The 18,586-nt window shown below is 62.3% G+C and carries 18 protein-coding genes and 1 pseudogene; 7 read left to right on the top strand and 12 right to left on the bottom strand.

Going from position 1 to position 18,586, the window contains the following annotated elements:
• The first annotated feature begins 92 nt into the window (after window positions 1–92).
• Window positions 93–1,895, top strand: a complete 1,803-nt coding sequence (locus AC0L3L_RS18630; protein ID WP_473638662.1) for an ABC transporter transmembrane domain-containing protein — start codon at window positions 93–95, stop codon at window positions 1,893–1,895.
• Between the two features lie 15 nt (window positions 1,896–1,910).
• On the opposite strand, the gene AC0L3L_RS18625 is transcribed toward AC0L3L_RS18630, so the two are convergent.
• The 3 genes from AC0L3L_RS18625 to AC0L3L_RS18615 form a co-directional block, all read right to left on the bottom strand.
• On the bottom strand, window positions 1,911–2,132 hold the full coding sequence (locus tag AC0L3L_RS18625; RefSeq protein ID WP_473638661.1) for a hypothetical protein: 222 nt from the start codon (window positions 2,130–2,132) through the stop codon (window positions 1,911–1,913).
• Window positions 2,113–3,816 (bottom strand): DUF3857 domain-containing protein, encoded by a 1,704-nt coding sequence (locus AC0L3L_RS18620; RefSeq protein ID WP_473638660.1) that lies wholly within the window; start codon window positions 3,814–3,816, stop codon window positions 2,113–2,115. Before AC0L3L_RS18620 ends, AC0L3L_RS18625 begins: the two co-directional genes overlap by 20 nt.
• Before the next feature lie 274 nt (window positions 3,817–4,090).
• Window positions 4,091–5,575 (bottom strand): carboxypeptidase M32, encoded by a 1,485-nt coding sequence (locus AC0L3L_RS18615; protein WP_473638659.1) that lies wholly within the window; start codon window positions 5,573–5,575, stop codon window positions 4,091–4,093.
• 51 nt (window positions 5,576–5,626) lie between these two features.
• On the opposite strand from AC0L3L_RS18615, the gene AC0L3L_RS18610 reads away from it, so the two are divergent.
• Together AC0L3L_RS18610 and AC0L3L_RS18605 are read left to right on the top strand one after the other, a co-directional pair.
• Entirely contained in the window at window positions 5,627–5,857 is a 231-nt protein-coding gene (locus AC0L3L_RS18610; RefSeq protein WP_473638658.1) for a hypothetical protein, read from the top strand.
• A 17-nt stretch (window positions 5,858–5,874) separates the two neighbouring features.
• Window positions 5,875–6,953 (top strand): annotated as a pseudogene (locus tag AC0L3L_RS18605) (IS630 family transposase).
• Window positions 6,954–7,222: 269 nt separating this feature from the next.
• Here AC0L3L_RS18605 and AC0L3L_RS18600 read toward each other — a convergent pair.
• The 8 genes from AC0L3L_RS18600 to AC0L3L_RS18565 all read right to left on the bottom strand — a co-directional run bounded on the left by AC0L3L_RS18600 (window position 7,223) and on the right by AC0L3L_RS18565 (window position 14,516).
• Window positions 7,223–8,254, bottom strand: coding sequence for a peptidoglycan -binding protein (locus AC0L3L_RS18600; protein WP_473486329.1), 1,032 nt, complete (start codon window positions 8,252–8,254; stop codon window positions 7,223–7,225).
• A gap of 1 nt (window position 8,255) precedes the next feature.
• Entirely contained in the window at window positions 8,256–9,281 is a 1,026-nt protein-coding gene (locus AC0L3L_RS18595) for a MotA/TolQ/ExbB proton channel family protein (RefSeq protein ID WP_473638657.1), read from the bottom strand.
• Window positions 9,282–9,394: 113 nt separating this feature from the next.
• Window positions 9,395–10,084 carry a PAQR family membrane homeostasis protein TrhA gene (trhA, locus tag AC0L3L_RS18590; RefSeq protein ID WP_473638656.1) on the bottom strand — a complete coding sequence of 230 codons (690 nt, stop codon included), beginning with the start codon at window positions 10,082–10,084 and terminating at the stop codon, window positions 9,395–9,397.
• Between the two features lie 104 nt (window positions 10,085–10,188).
• Window positions 10,189–10,989 carry an inositol monophosphatase family protein gene (locus tag AC0L3L_RS18585; RefSeq protein ID WP_473638655.1) on the bottom strand — a complete coding sequence of 267 codons (801 nt, stop codon included), beginning with the start codon at window positions 10,987–10,989 and terminating at the stop codon, window positions 10,189–10,191.
• A gap of 41 nt (window positions 10,990–11,030) precedes the next feature.
• Entirely contained in the window at window positions 11,031–11,597 is a 567-nt protein-coding gene (efp, locus tag AC0L3L_RS18580) for an elongation factor P (protein ID WP_258121595.1), read from the bottom strand.
• A gap of 168 nt (window positions 11,598–11,765) precedes the next feature.
• Window positions 11,766–12,752 carry a tetratricopeptide repeat protein gene (locus AC0L3L_RS18575; protein WP_473638733.1) on the bottom strand — a complete coding sequence of 329 codons (987 nt, stop codon included), beginning with the start codon at window positions 12,750–12,752 and terminating at the stop codon, window positions 11,766–11,768.
• Between the two features lie 46 nt (window positions 12,753–12,798).
• Complete coding sequence (locus tag AC0L3L_RS18570) at window positions 12,799–13,446, bottom strand: thiamine phosphate synthase (protein WP_473638654.1); 648 nt, start codon at window positions 13,444–13,446, stop codon at window positions 12,799–12,801.
• 134 nt (window positions 13,447–13,580) lie between these two features.
• On the bottom strand, window positions 13,581–14,516 hold the full coding sequence (locus AC0L3L_RS18565) for a DMT family transporter (protein WP_473638653.1): 936 nt from the start codon (window positions 14,514–14,516) through the stop codon (window positions 13,581–13,583).
• A 134-nt stretch (window positions 14,517–14,650) separates the two neighbouring features.
• On the opposite strand from AC0L3L_RS18565, the gene AC0L3L_RS18560 reads away from it, so the two are divergent.
• Both AC0L3L_RS18560 and AC0L3L_RS18555 read left to right on the top strand, forming a co-directional pair.
• Window positions 14,651–15,109 (top strand): Lrp/AsnC family transcriptional regulator, encoded by a 459-nt coding sequence (locus tag AC0L3L_RS18560; protein ID WP_473525672.1) that lies wholly within the window; start codon window positions 14,651–14,653, stop codon window positions 15,107–15,109.
• Between the two features lie 112 nt (window positions 15,110–15,221).
• The gene (locus AC0L3L_RS18555; protein ID WP_473638652.1) at window positions 15,222–15,992 is read left to right on the top strand and encodes a sulfite exporter TauE/SafE family protein; all 771 of its coding nucleotides are present in this window, start codon (window positions 15,222–15,224) and stop codon (window positions 15,990–15,992) included.
• Between the two features lie 155 nt (window positions 15,993–16,147).
• Here the strand turns inward: AC0L3L_RS18555 and AC0L3L_RS18550 are convergent, their stop codons facing one another.
• Entirely contained in the window at window positions 16,148–16,699 is a 552-nt protein-coding gene (locus AC0L3L_RS18550; protein WP_473638651.1) for a DUF2269 family protein, read from the bottom strand.
• Window positions 16,700–17,046: 347 nt separating this feature from the next.
• On the opposite strand from AC0L3L_RS18550, the gene AC0L3L_RS18545 reads away from it, so the two are divergent.
• Both AC0L3L_RS18545 and rcdA read left to right on the top strand, forming a co-directional pair.
• The gene (locus AC0L3L_RS18545) at window positions 17,047–17,451 is read left to right on the top strand and encodes a hypothetical protein (RefSeq protein WP_473638650.1); all 405 of its coding nucleotides are present in this window, start codon (window positions 17,047–17,049) and stop codon (window positions 17,449–17,451) included.
• Between the two features lie 364 nt (window positions 17,452–17,815).
• Entirely contained in the window at window positions 17,816–18,346 is a 531-nt protein-coding gene (rcdA, locus tag AC0L3L_RS18540; protein WP_473638649.1) for a protease adaptor protein RcdA, read from the top strand.
• Window positions 18,347–18,586 lie beyond the last annotated feature (240 nt).

Raw genomic sequence — 18,586 nt, 5'->3', positions numbered from 1 at the left:
TCGGCGAGCCTATACATCAGCCGGAATTGAATCACAAGGCCGCGGTAAGCGCATATTGAGGCGCATGCCCAGAAGAGCCAGAGGAAACGGTCATGGCGCACACCAGCGGCGATGCAGACGAGCGTAGGCGCTCGCTCAAGCCGCTGCGGCGCCTGTTCCCCTACATCACCCGCTACCGGAAAATGATCATTGGCGCGGTCGTCTCGCTGACCATTGCTGCGGCGACAACGCTGGCGCTGCCGCTCGCCGTACGGCGGATGATCGATCACGGCTTTTCCGCCTCCAATTCCAGTTTCATCGCCGAGTACTTCGCCATGCTGGTGGTGATGGCTGCCTTGCTCGCTGCGGCGTCAGCCAGCCGCTACTATTTCGTCATCACGCTGGGCGAGCGCGTCGTCGCCGACATCCGCAGCGATGTGTTCCGCCATGTCACGACGCTGTCGCCATCCTTCTTCGACACCGCCCAGTCGGGCGAGATCGTCTCGCGCCTCGCCGCCGACACGACGCAGGTCAAGTCGGCGGTCGGCGCCACCGCATCGGTGGCGCTGCGCAACGTCATCCTGGGTCTCGGCGCCGTGGCGATGATGGTCTTCACCAGCCCGAAGCTGTCGGGTCTTGTCATCGCCGCCATCCCGGTGATCGTGCTGCCGCTGGTCGCCTTCGGCCGCTCGGTGCGGCGCAAATCGCGGCTGGCGCAGGACACGCTGGCCGACGCCACGGCCTATGCCAGCGAGCAGATCGGCGCGGTGCGCACGCTGCAGGCCTTCACCAACGAGAAGCTCGTCACCGGGCATTTTTCATCTGCCGTGGAAGCCGCGTTCGAGGCGGCGCGATCTTCGATCTTTGCCCGCTCCTTCCTCACCTTCTTCGCCATCTTCATGATCTTTTCCTCGGTGGTGGCGGTGCTTTGGTTCGGCTCGCGCGACGTGCTCGACGGCACGCTGTCGCCGGGCACGCTCGGCCAGTTCCTGCTCTATTCGGTGTTCGCCGCCGGCGCGCTCGGCGCGCTGTCGGAAGTATGGGGCGAGCTTTCCCAGGCGGCGGGTGCTGCCGAACGGCTGACCGAGATCCTGGCCGAGAAGCCCGCGATCCAGGCCCCAGCGCATCCGAAACAGCTGCCGGCGACGGCCAGAGGCGCAATAAGTTTCGACGACGTGTCCTTCTCCTATCCCGCTGGGCCCGACCGCGTCGCCGTCCACGGTCTGAGTTTCCAGGTCAAGCCCGGCGAGACGGTGGCGATCGTCGGCCCGTCGGGCGCCGGCAAGAGCACCGTCTTTTCGCTGCTTCTGCGCTTCTACGACCCCGAGACCGGCAAGATCATGATCGACGGCGTCAATGTGCGCGAGGCCGACCCTGCCGCGATCCGGGAGCGCATCGCCATCGTGCCGCAGGATGTCACCATCTTCGCGGCCAGCGCGCGCGACAATATCAGCTTCGGCCGTCCGGACGCCAGCGACGCCGAGATCGAGGCGGCGGCCAAGGATGCGCTTGCCGACGAGTTCATCCTGAAGCTCGAAAAAGGCTATGCCAGCCAGGTCGGCGAGCGCGGCGTGACGCTGTCCGGCGGCCAGCGCCAGCGCGTGGCGATTGCCCGCGCGATCCTGCGCGACGCACCAATCCTACTGCTCGACGAGGCAACCTCGGCGCTCGACGCCGAAAGCGAAACGCTGGTGCAGACGGCGCTGGAGCGGCTGATGCAGGGCCGCACCACTATCGTCATCGCCCACCGGCTGGCGACGGTGCTGAAGGCCGACCGGATCCTGGTCATGGATGGCGGCTGCATCGTCGAGGAAGGCACCCACCAGAGCCTCGTTGGCAAGGGCGGCATCTATGCGCGGCTGGCGAAGCTGCAGTTCGAAACCGGCGCGAATGCTTTCAAGGGTGCCGCGGAGTAGGCCTTTCCACTGGCGTCAGTTCGCTTCGGCGTCCGAATAGGCGAAATTGTAGTTCCAAGCCGAGTTATCGTTGATCTTCTTGAGGGATTTCAAATAAGGGCCGATGCTCTTGGCGGGAACCTGACCGTTGATGGTCTTGAGAAACCAGTCGACCTGAAATTCGGTGGAGGTGCTCGTCCAACGAGCCTTGAATGCAACGTAGGGCGTAATCACGTCGTCATTGTCCTCGGGGCCCACGAAGTGGGCCTTCAGATTTCTGACCGTGCACCGGTGTCGTCGAAAGATCGGGCTGCCTAGCCAGATTGGCGCGCTCCTTTTCGAGGACGTCGGGCTCCGGCAGATATCTGATGCCGACATCCGATTTCGGAGCAAATTCCTTGGCGAGGTTATCGGCGTCGAGATCGTCTGCCGACAGATCGTAGGATTCGGTTACCGACACCAGATTCTTGTCGCGGCTGTCGTTCGTCACCAACGGCCCCAGGCTTTTCATTCCGGGATACTGGCGATTGTAATATTTGAGATAGTCGTCCGCGATCTTTGCCGCCGATTGCGAGACAAGCTTATAGCGCATGCTATCGGCATCCGCGCCCCAATAGGTAGTGGTAACCGTCAGTTTGAGCGGCTCGCCTTTGCGTTTGGGAAAATCGAATACCTCGTTCACAAAGGTGGTCGGCTGGTAGAGTTCGTTTCGGTCTATCTTTTCCATCGCCGCATTGTCGGCGACGATGGGCAGCGCAAAGCCGTAGTCGGGCGGTACAAGATTATCTGCCCTGCCTCCCTGAAGATAGTTGGTCGCGTCGATCCAGTACTTCTGGCTGTCGATGACGACCTTTACGATGATGTGGTCAAACGCCCTTATCGTCGGAAGTATCGTGGCGAGAGCAAGCCCTTCATCAAGATCCGTGAGAGCCACGTCCGCCTGGATTCCCAGTCGCCGCAGGCTGGAGGCGAGAAGCAGCGCCTTGTCCTTGCAATCGCCGAAGCCGCTTGCCACCACTGTCGTCGGGCTGCGCGGGATATAGGAACCACGGCCCATGGACAGGCTGACATAGCGGATGGTGTCCTGGACCAACCGCATTGCCTCGATCATCCTGTCTTCGGGCGCATCGTAGTTGGCGGCAATGGCATCGAGCTTCGATGCGAACTCTGCCGGCAGTTCCTCGTCCAGCCGATAATACGGAAGAACCGTGTCGACGATATCCTGCCAATTCGATGTCGAGGAGATTTCGATGGATGGATATGTGCGAAAGTCCGGCGGCAGATATTCCTGCGATTTCACCGGAGTCGGGTTGGCGCTTTGCCAAAGATAGGTGGAAGTTTCTCCCGTGGACTCGACATCCGGGCGCATGTCCGTCCTGACCTGTCGGAAATTCAGGGGCCGCACGGTTGGCCACGTCACTCTTTCGCGGATCAGAGCGATTGGTTCGTCCCAAGCCACGGCAAAGGAATGGAAAAGAAGATCCGTGCCGATGATCGGAGTCCTGACCGTGGTCTTGCCATAGTCGACGATGTCTCCGACCCGGACATCGTTGATGTTGACGTAAGCGGTAAGCCAACCATCGAAGAGGCCCTTCTCCGCATCCCTCTCGCGCCGAAACACGTCGAACTCAGCATCGGAAAGGTGCTTGATCACCACGCCGTCACGAATGATGTCGATCCAGTTCACGGTGACCTCGGACGTCGCAGGATCGAATTCAAAACTTATGGCAGCGCCGCGTTCCAGGCCAGTGCGGTCGACGATCTTGTAGGCATAGCGGTCGAAGATCTCCAATCCGCCAGGGCGCTTCCGGATCTGAAAATCCGACAGCAGGTTGGATATGCCGTTCTTGATCTGGCTGTCGAATTGCGGATCGGCCGTGGGAAGCGCGACTTGCTCGATCCAGTTGCCAAGGCTGCCCTTGTGCACGTTCGTACCGGCCATGGCCGGCCAGCAGACCGTGCAAATGACAATCAATACAGTGAGTCTTGCCAATACAGTGAGTCTGGCGACCACTGTTGTCGCCGCCTGAAAGTGCCCTGCCCGTCCCATCCCCTGTACGCCCCGCCAGATTACAGTCGAACACCATTAGTGATAGAAAAGTAAATTGCGTCCTGCAAGGCAGGGTGGTTTGGCGGGGACCGAGAACGGCGGATCATGCGGTATCTCTGGAGAACACCAATGATCGGTCAGGCGGGACGGGTCGGAGGGGGCGGCCCTAGGCGCCGTAGCGCTTCTTCAGGTGATCGGTGAAATGTGCGGCGTTCAGTTTCTCGCCGGTGGCGCGTTCGAGCAGTTCGGGCGTCGACCAGCGCGAGCCTTGCGACCAGATCTTTTCACGGCGCCAGTCGTTGATCGCCGCGAAATTCCCCTTGGCGAGGTCTTCGTCGGCGGAGGGATGATCTCTGGTCAGCGCCGCCCATTGCTGCGCCGCCATCATGGCGCCCAGCGTGTAGGAGGGGAAATAGCCGAAGGCGGCACCCGGCCAGTGCACGTCCTGCATCGGCCCGTCGGCCGGGTTGTCGATGGTCGACAGGCCGAGATAGTCGCGCATATTGGCGTCCCAGGCCTCGGGCAGGTCGGCCGCCTCCAGCCGCCCCGAGACAAGCTCCTGCTCCAGCTCGAAGCGCAGGATGACGTGCAGCGGATAGGTGACCTCGTCGGCGTCGACGCGGATCAGACCGCGCTCGACCCGATGCACATGCGGCAGGATGTCGTCGATCGACCAGATCTCGCCGAGGTGCCGTTCGACCACAGGCAGCGCCCAGCGCCAGAATTCGAGATTGCGGCCGATCTGCTTTTCGACGAACAGGCTCTGGCTTTCATGCACGGCCATCCCGCGCGCCTTGCCGAGCGGCCAGTGCGCCCACGCCTTCGGCAGGTTCTGTTCGTAAAGCGCATGGCCGGTCTCGTGCAGCACGCCCATCAGCGCCGACAGGAAATCGGAGGTCCTGTAGCGGGTGGTGATGCGCACGTCGCTCGGCACGCCGCCGCAGAACGGATGATGTGATACTGACAGCGAGCCGTGGGTGAGGTCGAAGCCGACCGCCGCCATCATGGTGAGGCCAAGCTCGCGCTGCTTTTCGATCGCATAGCTGCCCGAAAGCGGCTTCAGCGGATGTTTCGCCAGCCGCTCTTCCTGCACGGCCAGTGCCTCCGGCACGAAATCCCTTAGGAAGGTCTTCAGCTCGGCGAAGACCGGCGTGATGTCGGCGGCGCGGTTGCCGGGATCGTATTGCTCCATCAGCGCGTCATAGGGATCGAGGCCGAGCACGTCGGCGCGAAGTGCTGCTTCCTCGCGCACCAGCGCCACGATGCCTTCGAGCGCCGGCAAAAAACCTGCCCAGTCGTTCTTTGCACGCAAGTCGCGCCACAACTGCTCGGAGCGCATGCGCGCGGTCGTTTGACGCTCGACGAATTCGACCGGCAGACAGGTCAGGTTGGTGTATTGCCGCCGGAACTCCTTGACCGCTGCCTGCTGTTCTTCGTTCAGCGTTTCCTGTTCGGCGGCTGCGATCCAGTCGGCGATCTCCGGCGCTGTCGCTCTGGCGTGATGCATGCCGGCCAGCGCCGACATCGCCTCGGCGCGCTTTTCGCCGCCGCCGACGGCCATGTGGGTCGCCTCGTCGGCGCCGAGAATGGCGAGCGCATGCTCCAGTGCTTCGAGCTTGTGGCCGAGGTCGTCGAGTTTTTGAAAGGACATGGCGGGTTCCGCTGAATCTGAACGGCGGGAAAAGATACCAATGCGTAGGCATTGGCAACCCTGAAGGCCGTCGGCGATAGGCACATTGGTTTCCAGTACTTTGGCTGGGCCATGACCCGAAAATCGGAATCGATTTTGGGGAGGTTCATGCGGGGATTTGCTGCGCGGGCCTTCGGTGCGGAACGGATCCTGCGCAAAAATCAAAAGGATCATGCGCAAGATCAAACCGCGGCGCTGTCTAGTGTTCCGTCTCTGACGAAAGGATTCCCTTTAGCTCTCTGATGTGCGAGTCAGAGGGCATGTCAACTGAATCGGGCATCCGGTTGTCTCCTGAGGATCGGGCGACGCTGGAAGGTTGGGTGGCGGACCGCAACTCGCCACAGAAATGGGTTTGGCGGGCGCGGATCGTGCTGTTGTGGGCGGGCGGCGACCGCGTCACCGCGATTGTACGGACGACCGGCAAAACCAAGCGAACCGCCTATCGCTGGCGTGATCGTTACGTTGCGTGCGGCATTGAGGGGCTGAAGCGGGATGCCAGCCGGCCGAGCCGCAAGCCGCCGCTTTCGGCCGAGGTGATCAAGCGTGTGGTGGATATGACGCTGCATCAGAAGCCGCCGGCGGGCACCCATTGGTCGGTGCGCAAGCTCGCCAAGGTGGTTGGGCTCAGCCCGTCGAGCGTGCAGCGCATCTGGGCAGCGCACGGGCTGAAGCCGCATCTGATCAAAAAATTCAAGCTGTCCAATGACAAGGCGTTCGTCGAGAAGGTCCAGGACGTCGTCGGCCTTTATCTCAACCCGCCGGACAAAGCCCTGGTGCTTTGCGTCGACGAGAAGAGCCAAATCCAGGCGCTCGACCGCACGCAGCCGGGGCTGCCCATCAAGAAGGGGCGGGCCGGCACGATGACCCATGACTACAAGCGCAACGGCACCACGACACTGTTTGCCGCCCTCAACGTGGCCACCGGCAAGGTCATCGGCGAATGCATGCCGCGACACCGCCACCAGGAGTTCCTGCGCTTCCTGCGTACGATCGATCGCAACACGCCCAAGCACTTCGCCCTGGATTTGGTGGTCGACAACTACGCCACCCACAAGCATCCCAAGGTCAAAGCCTGGCTTGCCCGGCATAAGCGCTTCCGCCTCCACTTCACCCCGACCTCTGCCTCCTGGCTGAACCAGGTCGAGCGCTTCTTCGGGCTCATCACCGACGACGCCATCGCCGCGGCGTCTTTCGCAGCGTGACCGATCTGACGATCGCGATCGAGGCCTACCTGGAGCATCACAATGCCGACCCCAAACCCTTCATCTGGACCGCCAAGGCTGCTGACATCCTTGAAAAGGTCGCACGAGGGCGTCGAGTGTTAGAGTCACAACACTAGATGATTTCAGCGGCTTGGATATTTTGGGCCGTAGCCGTTGAGAGACCTGAGTGCGCAAGCCATGCGCTTCGTCCGGCTTGATCCGATTCGCCTGCATGGCGGCTCGGATTCCGGTATCCACGCTCTGTATCTGTTTGTCCAAGCTGCCTCACGCGAAGCGGCGCAGGCGCCAGCAAACGGAACGGTGATGAGAAATGTGGCGAGCGTTGCGGTCCTGCTAGCCCGCATTGCCGCCGTAATCCGGGCGTTCGCCTTGAGGCCAGCCCGGATCAGCGCTCGGTCAGTTTCAGCTCGATGCGGCGGTTCTTGTTGCGCGCGTCTTCGGTGTCGGCGGGGTCGAGCGGCTGGAATTCGCCGAAGCCGGCCGCAACCAGCCGGTTGGCCGGCACGCCGTTTTCGATCAGGAACTTCACCACCGAGGTCGAGCGCGCCGTCGACAGTTCCCAATTGTCGCGGTAACGGCCGGTGCCCGACAGCGGCTTGTCGTCGGTGTGGCCGTCGACGCGCAGCACCCAGTTGATCTCCGGCGGGATCTCCTTCTGCAGGTCGATGATGGCTCCGGCGAGCTTCTTCATCTCGACCTTGCCGGCGTCGTTGATCACTTCGGAGCCTGTCGGGAAAAGCACTTCCGACTGGAAGACGAAGCGGTCGCCGACGATGCGGATGTTCTCGCGGTCGGCGAGGATTTCGCGCAGGCGCCCGAAGAAGTCGGACCGATAGCGGTTCAGTTCCTGCACCCGTTGGGCCAGCGCGACGTTCAGGCGGCGGCCGAGATCGGCGATCTTGGTGTTGGACTCGCGGTCGCGCGCTTCGGACACGTTGAGCGCTTCTTCGAGCGCTCCGATCTGCCTGCGCAGCGCCGCGATCTGCTGGTTGAGGATTTCGACCTGGCTCAGCGCCTGCTGGCTGATCTGGCGCTGGTTGTCGAGTTCACCCGAAAGCGCGGTGGCGCGCTGGTTGGCCGCGTCGCCGGCACCGGCGCCTTGCGCCAGCAATTGCTCAAGCCTGCTCTTTTCCGCCTCCGACGCCGACAGCGACGCCTGCAAATTGGCGAGCGAATCTTCCTTGTCCTGTGTCGTCGAGCGCTCCAGCGCCAGAAGCTGGGTCAGTTCGTTGATCTGCAAATTGAGGCGATTGAGCACCGTGTCCTTGCCGGAGATTTCGCGGCCGAGCAGGAACTGCGCCAGCACGAAGACCGTGAGCAGGAACATGATCGCCAGCAGCAACGTCGACAGCGCGTCGACGAAGCCCGGCCAGTAATCGATACGGCGATCGGTACGCCGGCTCCTGGCGAGAGCCATGCTAATGGACTCCAGTCTTCTTCAGGGCGTCGGCGATCTTCTCCAGCGTATTGCGCATCGCCTTCTGCTCGTCCGACTGGGCCTCGACCCAGTCGCGCATGATCTGCTGCTCCGAGCGCATGTTCTTGACCAGGCCCGAAATGCCGTCGGCAAGGTTGGCCATGGCGGTGGCGACACGCGGATTGGCGCCGCCGCCATTCTCCTGCATGCTGCGCAGTCTTTCCGACAGGACGCGGATCTCGTCGGAGGATTCGGTCTTGGCCGGTTCGGCGACAACGATATCGGACGACAGGTCGGTGACCGAGGACAGCCAGTTTTCGAGCTCGGTGTAGAAGCGTGTCTGGGCGCGGCCAGCCTGCAGGTCGAGGAAGCCGAGCACCAGGGAACCGGACAGGCCAAACAGCGAGGACGAGAAGGCAGTGCCCATGCCGGCCAGCGGCGCGGAAAGCCCCTGCTTCAGCGATTCGAGCACGGCGGCGGCATCGCCGCTGCCGGGATCGAGCGACTCGATGGTTTCGCGGATCGAGCCGATCGTGTTGAGCAGGCCCCAGAAGGTGCCGAGCAGGCCAAGGAACACCAGCAGCCCGACAAGGTATCGCGAGGTATCGCGGCTTTCGTCGAGGCGGGTGGCGATCGAATCGAGCATGGTGCGCATCGAACTGGTCGAGAAGGCGATCGTCGACGAGCGGCCGATCATCGCCTTCATCGGCGCCAGTAGCACCGGTTCGGTGGTTTCGGAGCCGGCCCGAAAGGAGTTGACCCAGCGCACTTCGCGAAACAGCCGGCCGACCTGCACGAAGGCCAGCAGGATGCCGACCACCAGCACGCCGATGATCAGGCCATTGAGACCGGGATTGGTGGCGAAGGCGCTCGAGATCTGACGGGTCAGGATGGCGGCGATGAAGGCGACGATCATCAGGAAGATGACCATGGTCAGGAGAAAGACCTGCGGGCTCGACAATTTATGCGGATCGTACATCAGCACGTCGGAGCGTCTGCCCATGCCGAAGGATTTGAGAAAAGCCATCCGTGCCCCGTTTCCGATGCCACTGCCGCAACTTCACGTTTGACGGCGACTCTAAACGCAATTGTGACCAAATTGAATGGCGCTTGGCAATATTGCCAAGCGGACCACTGGCGTCAGAGTCGGTTGATGACCAGGCAGTCGACCATGGCAGCCAGGTGCAGGCCGGCGCCGGTGACGACAAAGCCGTGCCACAGCGCATTGTGGAAGCGCAGGCCCTTCCAGGCGAAGAAGATGACGCCGCAGGAATAGACGATGCCGCCGGCAACGATCAGCGCGATCGATGTCGTCGGCAATGTCTGGACGAGCGGCTCGACAAGAACGATGCCGCTCCAGCCGATGGCGAGATAGAAGACGACCGCCAGCCGGTCGAAGCGGCCGGGAAGAAGCACTTTGATGGCGATGCCGATCGCTGCCGCGACCCAGACCAGGACTATCATCGAGACGGCCAGCGGCGAGCCGTCGAGCTGGGCGAGGAAAGGCGTGTAGGTCGCGGCGATCAGCAGATAGATCGCGGCATGGTCGAAGCGCCGCAATATCCACTTGGCCGGCGAGACCGGCCAAAGATTGTAGGCCAGCGACACCGACAGCACGGTGAGCAGCGAAACCACGTAGAAAGCGGCGGCGACATATTCGCCGGGACCGGCATGGAACGCGGCCAGTGCCAGCAGCGCCGAGCCGGCGGCAATGGCGAGCACGATGCCCACCGCATGGACGATGCCGTCGGCGATCATTTCGGCGCGCGAATAGTGCCAGCGTCCCATGAAGGGGATTTCGATCTGGGATTCGGGGCCGATGTGCGTCATGAATGATCCTGCATCTCCCTATCTGGGCGGATGCCGGACAGTATTTCAAGCTTTGGTTGCGGTTTTGCGACTGCGGCGGTTCAGCGCGCCAAGCACGCTAGAGCCTAGCGCGGCGTCACCGGCTTCCTGACGGTCTTCAACAGCGCACGCTGGATGATCTCGTTGCCGGCGACGATCGAGCCGCCATCCAGCATGTTCTGCCCGCCGGCGAAGTCGGAGATGAAGCCGCCCGCCTCGCGGATCAGCAGGATGCCGGCGGCGACGTCCCAGGCCGACAGGCCGGTTTCCCAGAACCCGTCCATGCGGCCGGCAGCGACGTAGGCGAGATCGAGCGAGGCGGAGCCGAGGCGGCGCACGCCCGAGACTTCGGCCATCACGTTGCGCAGTTCGACCAAGAAATTGCCATGCTGTCCGCGCCCGAGATGCGGCACGCCGCAGCCGATCACCGTGTCGATCAGCTTGGTGCGGCCGGCGACTCGCAGCCGGCGGTCGTTCATGAAGGCGCCGCCGCCGCGCTCGGCGGTGTAGAGTTCGTCCATCGCCGGATTGTAGACGACACCGGCGACGATCTGGCCCTGGCGCTCCAGCGCGATCGAGATGGCGAACAGCGGAATGCCGTGCAGGAAATTGGTGGTGCCGTCGAGCGGGTCGACGATCCAGCGGTGCTGGCCGTCGTCGCCTTCGATCAGGCCGCGCTCCTCCATCAGGAAGGCATAGCCCGGCCGCGCCTTCGATAGCTCGGTGAAGAGTATTTCTTCTGCCTTGCGGTCGGCTTGGCTAACATAGTCGCCCGGCCCCTTCATCGAGACCTGCAGGTTCTGTACTTCGCCGAAATCGCGTGACAGCGAGCGGCCGGCCTTCATGGCGGCCTGGACCATTACATTGAGGATTGCGGAACGCGCCATTGTACTTCTTCCTGCTGCGCTTCTTCCTGCTGCCGGGCGCTTTAGTCGGCGCGGCGCACGTAAGTAATTTCGTTGGTGTCGACAATGATACGTTCGCCTGAACCGATGAACGGCGGCACCAGCACGCGGATGCCGTTTTCCAGCATCGCCGGCTTATAGGATGAGGCGGCCGTCTGACCCTTCACCACCGGATCGGCCTCGGTGATGGTCAGCGTCACCTGGTCGGGCAGTGAAATGCCGATCGGCCTTTCGTCATAGAGCTGGACCGTCACCATCATGCCGTCCTGTAGGAAGGCAGCGCGATCGCCGACGAAATCCTTTTGCAACTCAAGCTGCTCGTAGCTTTCGGTGTCCATGAACACCAGCGCGTCGCCCTGCTCGTAGAGGAAGGAGAAATCCTTCATCTCCAGCCGGATCTGTTCGACGGTTTCGGCGGAGCGGAAACGCTCATTGAGCTTGGTGCCGTTGATCAGGTTCTTCAACTCGACCTGGTTATAGGCGCCGCCCTTGCCTGGTTTGACAGCGTTGGTCCTGACCGCCACCCACAGGCCGCCGTCATGCTCGATGACGTTGCCGGGACGGATTTCGTTGCCATTGATCTTGGCCATGATGATGTGATCCGGAATGAGATTTTCGCGATGAAAGCGATTTGGCGCCTCCAAGACCACAAATCGCCAGGAGAGGCAAGGGAGTGGGCAGGAGGGGGCGAGGGGCGGAGTCATTCCCTCGCCAGCATCCAACCCGCGCCGCTGCCAGATATTCACCGCCCGTGCGCTTTACGGAAGGCGGTTGGCCCTCTGTAGCGCCTGCTTCGTCTGGTCGTCAGTCAGGCCCTGCAGAAAATCGTCCATCTGCGGATCGATGAGCCCGGCGCGACGGGCGACGACGTACCAGGCGCCGGCAAGGATCGGATCCGGATCGGCGCCGATGCCGCCCATGTAAAGCTTGGCGAGGCGGTTCTGGGCGGCGACATTGCCGCCCTCGGCGGCCTGTTTCATCCAGCCGAAGCCAGACTTGAGGTCGCGGGCGCCACCACGTCCCTCGATCATCCACGCGGCGAGATCGATCTGCGCCGTGTCATAGTTCTGCCGTGCTGCCTGCGCCAGCAGGCCTCGCGCCTGGACATCGTCGCGCGGCTTGCCGCCGACGCCATTGGCATAGACCTGCGCCATCGCATATTGCGCGTCGGCAAGGCCGGTCGCGGCGGCGCGCTGATAATAGGACACCGCCTTTGCGATGCCGGCATCGCCGGGGTCCTGCTGGACCAGCAGCTGCGCGAAATTGAACTGCGCCAGACGGTTGCCGGCCTCGGCGGCGGCCTGCATCAGCGCGTAGGCCCCTTTCTCGTCTTTCTTGACGTAGCGGCCGTCGAGCAGCATCAGCGCATATTGGAACTGCGATTCCGGTATGCCCTGCTCTGCGGCAAGCGCGTACCACTTTGCCGCCTCCGCCGCGTCGACCGGCACGCCAAGGCCGCGCGACAATATCTCGGCAATCAATGTCTGCGCCGCCGGATCGCCGTTCTGAGCGCGAACCAAGGCGAGGTTGTAGGCTGTCTTGTAAAGGCCGCGCTGGAAGGCGCCATAGGCAGAATCCGATGGCTTTGCACCGAAGCGGTCAGGATTGATGGCGTCGGCCGACGGCAGCGGCGCCGTGGTGGCGGGCTGCGGCAGCGGCGTGGCGATCGGCTTGTCCGTGCTTGCACCGATGTCGGGCTTCGGTTGCGGCAATGGGACGGTTTCCGCAATGGCGGCCTCCGCCATGAGCGCCGCAAGCAAAGCACCGAAAAGGATTGTCGGCGCGGGCACGTCAGTCCTCGAAACGCGGCGCGGTTTCGTCGAGCAGCGCATTGACGCTAGCGACTGCTATCTTTGGGTCGATGCCGTCGGCAAAGACGGCGCTGGACAGCGCCACGAATTCGGCGCCGGTGGCAGCCACCGCTTCCACCGAAGCGATGTCGGACCCGGCCATGACGATGCAGGGAATCTGGATCACATCCGCCCACCATTGCCCCAGCGACAGGTTGCGTGGGTGCGGCTCCGGCTTGTTGTCGTAGCCGAAGCGGCCGAAGAAGATGTAGTCGGGCCTGAGCTCGCCGAGTTCCAGGGCATCGTCGCGGGTCTTGGCGCCGCCGGTGCCGACCATCATTTTTGCCTGAAAACGTTCGATCGTCTCGGCGAGTTCGGCCTTGCCGACCTCGACATGGATGCCATCGGCCTGGACGCGGCCGGCGATGCGAGTGTCGCCGGCAATGACGACGGCAACGCCTGCCGCTTGCCCCGCCGGCACGATCTGTTCGGCGAAGGCCTGGAAGGAGGCCTCGTCCATGCCGTTTTCGGGCAGGATGAGCGAGGCGACGTCGCCGCCCTCGAACGCCGCGCCGATGCGCTCAGCCGGCACGCCGGGCGGCGCGATCAGCACGATGCGGCAGCGATTTGGAGGCGTTGCGTCGTTCATTGGTTTTCGATCCCGGTTTTCGCCTATGCCGGGCGAAGATGGTTGCATTGCGGCATAGAGCAAAGTGCCGGCCTTGAACAGGCGGGCGCGGCAGGATCATTGGCGCAGGATTGTCGTCCGGTGACGTTACTGCCTCACTTGATTGCCTGGGTGCTCTCGGCTGGGGCCTTCGATTTCCACAGTGTCCAGCCGAGATTCATGCCGGCGGCGGCGACCAGGATGGCGGCGGCGCCGACGATCTGGGCCGGATGCAGCCGGTGGCCGAAGGCGACGACATCGACCAGGATCGCGACCACAGGGTAGATGAAGGACAGCGACCCCTGCAGATGCGTCGGCAGTTTCTGAATGGCGCCGTACATCAGGACGTACATCAGACCGGTATGGACGACACCAAGCGTCGCCAGCATGCTCCAGCTCCACGCATCGGCGGGAAGGTGGGAAAGGTTGGCGAAGGGTGCCAGCATGACGACGCCGACGCAGACATGGATCAGGGCGATCAGGTGTGGTGGCGTGCCTTTGAGCTTCTTGGTGACAATGGCGGCGACGGCCCAGAAGAAAGCCGCACCCAGCGCCATCGCGATGCCGATAAAATAATCCGTACCGATATTGCCTATGCCTGTATTGGGGCCTGCATCGGGACCCACATCAGGCGAGGCCTGCACGATCAGCAGCATGCCGGCGAAGGCGATGCCGAGCCAGGCCAGCTTTGTCAGGGTCAGCCGCTCTGAGAAGAAGAGCGCGCCAAAGCCGACCAGCATGAAGGGCTGCGTGTTGTAGACTGCCGTGGCGATCGAGATCGAGGCGCGGGAAAACGAGCTGAACAGCAGCAGCCAGTTGACGACGATGGCAGCGCCCCCGAGAGCCGCGATCGCCACGATGCGCAGCGACAGCCTGCCGCGCAGCAGCCCCAGGGCAGCGCAGATGATCAGCAGCGTTATCGCGCCGAAAGCACAGCGCCAGAAGACGACATCCATGATGGGCTCGCCCGACATGACGACGAACCATCCGATCGTGCCGAGGATCGCCATTGCGGCCGTCATTTCGACCGTGCCACGCACCGTGCTGTCCATGAATATTGCCTCTTGAAACGCTGATGGTTGATAATTCCATGCCGCATCAGCGCTTTCTATAATTTGCGTCAGGTGATATGCCGGTCGCGCCTAATTAAATAAGGTGATGACGGCCTTTTCCTTGGGAATGTCAAATGCTGGACGATCTGGACCGACGCCTTCTCGAAATCCTGATCAAGGATTCGCGAACCTCGTTGAAGGAACTGGCCCAGCAGGTCGGGTTGTCATCGCCAAGCGTTTCGGAGCGGCTTCGACGTCTTGAGGATCGCGGCGTCATCCGCGCCTTCACCATCGAGATCGATCCGCAAGCGCTCGGCTACACCTTGCAGGCGATCGTTCGCATCCGGCCCTTGCCGGGCAAGCTGCATATTGTGCAGAAGCTGATCGAGGAAATTCCGGAGTTTGGCGAATGCGACAAGGTGACGGGCGACGACTGCTTTGTTGCCCGGCTGTTCGTGCGCTCGATCGGCGATCTCGACAAGCTTCTCGACCGTATCGCCGACAAGGCCGAAACGAGCACAGCCATCATCAAGGCGCAGCCGATCCGGAGGCGCCCACCGCCGCTCGCTGCAACCGCCATCTCAAAACCGTAACAGGCGACGGCACTCACGACGCATCGCATTGTGTGTACATTTGCAGTCGCGGCGCGAAGGTTTATCGGCTATTCCAGCGTCTACACGCTTTCCCTCCAACTGCTCCCCGCCGATGTCAGGTCTTCTCCTCGATCCCTGGTTCTATGCCGCCGCCATTCCAGCCGTCATCCTAGTCGGTCTGTCCAAGGGCGGCTTTGGCGGTGCGGTCGGCTTCGTCGGCGTGCCGCTGATGGCGCTGGCCATGCCGCCGGTGCAGGCCGCCGCCATCCTGCTGCCTATACTGTGCCTGATGGACATTGTCTCGGTGTGGACATGGTGGGGTGTCTACGACCGCAAGATGCTTACGGACATGATGCCGGGGGCGGTGATCGGCATCGGCCTCGGCTGGCTGACCGCGGCACTGGTGACAGCGGAAATGGTACGGCTGATCGTCGGCGCGGTGGCCATGATCTTTGTGCTTCGCTGGGTCTATCTACAGGTGCGGCACGGTGCGGGCCACTCGGCCGAACCCAACCGCGCGGCTGCCGTCTTCTGGGGGACGGTCGCCGGTTTCACCAGCTTCGTCGCCCATGTCGGCGGCCCGCCCTTTCAGGTCTATGCGCTGCCGATCCGGCTCGATCCGAAAGTGCTGTCGGGCACCGCCGCAATCTTCTTTGCCGCCACCAACGCATTGAAGCTCATCCCCTATTTTGCGCTGGGACAGTTCGACACCACCAACCTGACCGCGTCGGCGGTTCTGGTACCGCTGGCGCCGCTTTCGACCATCGCCGGCGCCTGGCTGGTCCGGCGGATGCGGCCGGAACTGTTCTACCCCTTCACCTACGCAACCGTGGCGGTCGTCGCAGTCAAGCTTCTATGGGACGGGATTGCCGGCCTTCTCTAAAGCGCGTCGCGTTTGACCGGCCTCATGCGACGCGCTTTAGGTTGTTGTTTTATGCATGTCGTTATCGCAAAACCGCTGCACACTTTTTGCGCGACATGCATTAGATTGCCAGCAAGCTGCCGGCAGCTGAGCCGCCGTCAGCGTCACGCCAGATTTCAGGCGGCGCTCGGCACCAACCGACGCGTTCCGCCGAGGGCGAGAGCAATTCCGGTGGTCAGGACCAGCGCCATACAGCCCAGGATGGTGACATCGTTCAGGGTCGGCTTCAGCACCATGTCGGCGATGATCACCAGCATCACCGAATAGTCGATGCGTGCAGCGTTGAGGATGCGCTGGCCCTGGGCGAGGGCCGCCGGTGTGACGCCGTCCTTGGCGATCACCCCCGCCATGCGGTCGGCGGTCGGCTTGAAGATGAACATGCCGATGCAGAAAGTCGTCGCGTAGCCGGCAAGGCCGATCAGGATCCACAGGTCGGAGAAGCCGACCCAAAACCCGCACATGATGAGGCCGAAGGCGAGCGTCAGCATCGACATCGGCGCGAAGAGCCTGTTGCCCAGCTCGCCAGTGGCGCGCATGGCCTGCAGCATGCCTTCGATGTTTCCGGCGCGATCGGCACGCACCGCAAGCACCATCAGTGTGAAGCCGCCGCCGACCCAGAGGATCGCCGAGACGACATGCAGAAATTTGACGATCGAGTACCAATCCATCGTTGCCTCCTTGGATGTTTTGACGATTGCGAGCGGCGCACATTTGCTCCGTCTCGCTGCGAGGAGCGGGCGTTTAGCGCGGCGCCTGTTTCGGAACGATGTCGTGTGGGCGGCGGCTTTGTTTCGGCGTCCGATGAGACACGGCCGTAACGGCATCATTCAACGATTGCGCAAGCGCATCGCGCCGTTTCCTGCTATTCTGGCAGCGCCGGGAAAGGGTCGGGCGCGATGCGACATCGTCCAGAAACATTGCCGATGCTAATGCGCCGATGCCGGGACCCGGCGGCGGGGCGACCGCCTGAACTCAACCCATTCCCATGACGGGAAAAGGCAAATCGGGGGATACTATGCAAAAGGTAGCACGAAATTTCTTCACGCTGGCCGTCGTCTACGCGCTGTTCGGGATGGCGCTCGGCCTTGAGATGGCGATCAGCAAAGACCATGCGCAGATGCCGACCCACGCCCACGTCATGGTGGCCGGATGGCTGATGTCGGCGGTGTTTGCCTTCTTCTACCATTTGTTTCCGGCAATCGGGCAAAAGACGCTCGCCACGGTCCATTTCTGGTTGACGGCAATCAGTGGCATCGGCCTGTTGATCGGCCTTTACATCATGCTTGCCGGCAACCCGGCGATCGAGCCGCTGGTGGCAATATCCTCGATGGGGTTTTACGCCGGACTGCTCCTGTTCGCCTATATCGCGCTGCCGGTGGTGTGGAAAGCCGAGCGGCTTCTTGAGGCCCAAAAGGCCTGAATATTGTGCTGTTACGGCACAGGCGGGCGACGCTTGTTCAAAAAATATCCGCGCCGTTAAGGCTTCATTAAGCTTTACAGGCGTTTACTATGTGCATCCAGTGATCTGGATTCTTACCGAGTGGTTGGAGCCACTTTGTTTGACGCCTCCCTGTTAAACTCCTGAGAGCCGCCTTATCCGCGGCTCTTTTTTTGTCCGCGATCCGGATTGCCCCGGTGCCTGCGCCGCCGTTAACCGTTTGTTAAACATGTGCTTGCCTTCGCCGGCGGCGAAGCGCATTTTCAAGCCTCGGTCATATAGGGTGCAGGGCGTGACGGCGATGACGCCGATTCGGCCGGCTGTAAGGCAAGTGCAGGGCGTATCGATGAACGATCCTTCGAAGGGAAGCGCGAAAACCATCAAGCTGGCGGAGCGCCGGGTTTTCTCCCAATCCTTCAAGCCGCTCTACCAGGAAGGGATGGGCCTGGTCGAGCAGGCGGCCGAATATCTGGACGGCAAGGGCCGGGCGGAGGCGAAGAAACTGTCCAGGCTGGCGGCGACGCTCTATGCGGCCGAATCGATGCGACTGACCACGAGGCTGATGCAGGTCGCCTCTTGGCTGCTATTGCAGCGCGCGGCGAATTCCGGCGAGATGACCCGCGATCAGGTTGCTTCCGAAAAATCCAAGGTGCGCCTCGACACCGCTTCCGCCAACACCGATGCCGCAGGCTGGGTCGAACTGCCCAAGGATTTTCTTGACCTCATCGACCGCTCGCTGCGCCTGCAGGCGCTGGTGCGTCGCATGGACGAGGAGATCTACGGCGGCGCCGTGGCCGACGTGTCGCCATCCGGCCGCCGCGTCAATCCGGTTTCCGATCAGATCACGTTGCTGAACACGGCTTTCGCCCGCGGCTGAGAGACCGTTTGGAAACTCTACTCTGGCGGCATCTGATGGCGTTTTCTGCGCTTACCTACAGCGCCGCGCGTCCTCTTGGACGCGCAAAGGACGCTGTAGCACTTTGATTTTTGCGCATGATCCTTTCCGAAAATCGGTTCCGATTTTCGGGGTCATGCGTGGGCTCATGGACCCAAATGTCCGCTCCGCTCCGTTCTCGAAACCACCACCATATGACTCGCCGGAGCGACTTTCGAAACA

It is taken from the genome of Mesorhizobium sp. WSM4849 (assembly GCF_055811385.1).
The sequence above is the reverse complement of the archived record's forward strand: the minus strand, read 5'-3'. Positions and strand labels throughout refer to the sequence as shown.

What these genes read in the sequence shown, in the direction of transcription:
- AC0L3L_RS18630 (WP_473638662.1), top strand. Translation starts at nt 93, where the DNA reads ATGGCGCACACCAGCGGCGATGCAGACGAGCGTAGGCGCTCGCTCAAG.
- AC0L3L_RS18620 (WP_473638660.1), bottom strand. Translation starts at nt 3,816, where the DNA reads ATGGCCGGTACGAACGTGCACAAGGGCAGCCTTGGCAACTGGATCGAG.
- AC0L3L_RS18615 (WP_473638659.1), bottom strand. Translation starts at nt 5,575, where the DNA reads ATGTCCTTTCAAAAACTCGACGACCTCGGCCACAAGCTCGAAGCACTG.
- AC0L3L_RS18600 (WP_473486329.1), bottom strand. Translation starts at nt 8,254, where the DNA reads ATGGCTCTCGCCAGGAGCCGGCGTACCGATCGCCGTATCGATTACTGG.
- AC0L3L_RS18595 (WP_473638657.1), bottom strand. Translation starts at nt 9,281, where the DNA reads ATGGCTTTTCTCAAATCCTTCGGCATGGGCAGACGCTCCGACGTGCTG.
- trhA (WP_473638656.1), bottom strand. Translation starts at nt 10,084, where the DNA reads ATGACGCACATCGGCCCCGAATCCCAGATCGAAATCCCCTTCATGGGA.
- AC0L3L_RS18585 (WP_473638655.1), bottom strand. Translation starts at nt 10,989, where the DNA reads ATGGCGCGTTCCGCAATCCTCAATGTAATGGTCCAGGCCGCCATGAAG.
- efp (WP_258121595.1), bottom strand. Translation starts at nt 11,597, where the DNA reads ATGGCCAAGATCAATGGCAACGAAATCCGTCCCGGCAACGTCATCGAG.
- AC0L3L_RS18575 (WP_473638733.1), bottom strand. Translation starts at nt 12,752, where the DNA reads ATGGCGGAGGCCGCCATTGCGGAAACCGTCCCATTGCCGCAACCGAAG.
- AC0L3L_RS18570 (WP_473638654.1), bottom strand. Translation starts at nt 13,446, where the DNA reads ATGAACGACGCAACGCCTCCAAATCGCTGCCGCATCGTGCTGATCGCG.
- AC0L3L_RS18565 (WP_473638653.1), bottom strand. Translation starts at nt 14,516, where the DNA reads ATGGACAGCACGGTGCGTGGCACGGTCGAAATGACGGCCGCAATGGCG.
- AC0L3L_RS18560 (WP_473525672.1), top strand. Translation starts at nt 14,651, where the DNA reads ATGCTGGACGATCTGGACCGACGCCTTCTCGAAATCCTGATCAAGGAT.
- AC0L3L_RS18555 (WP_473638652.1), top strand. Translation starts at nt 15,222, where the DNA reads ATGTCAGGTCTTCTCCTCGATCCCTGGTTCTATGCCGCCGCCATTCCA.
- AC0L3L_RS18550 (WP_473638651.1), bottom strand. Translation starts at nt 16,699, where the DNA reads ATGGATTGGTACTCGATCGTCAAATTTCTGCATGTCGTCTCGGCGATC.
- AC0L3L_RS18545 (WP_473638650.1), top strand. Translation starts at nt 17,047, where the DNA reads ATGCAAAAGGTAGCACGAAATTTCTTCACGCTGGCCGTCGTCTACGCG.
- rcdA (WP_473638649.1), top strand. Translation starts at nt 17,816, where the DNA reads ATGAACGATCCTTCGAAGGGAAGCGCGAAAACCATCAAGCTGGCGGAG.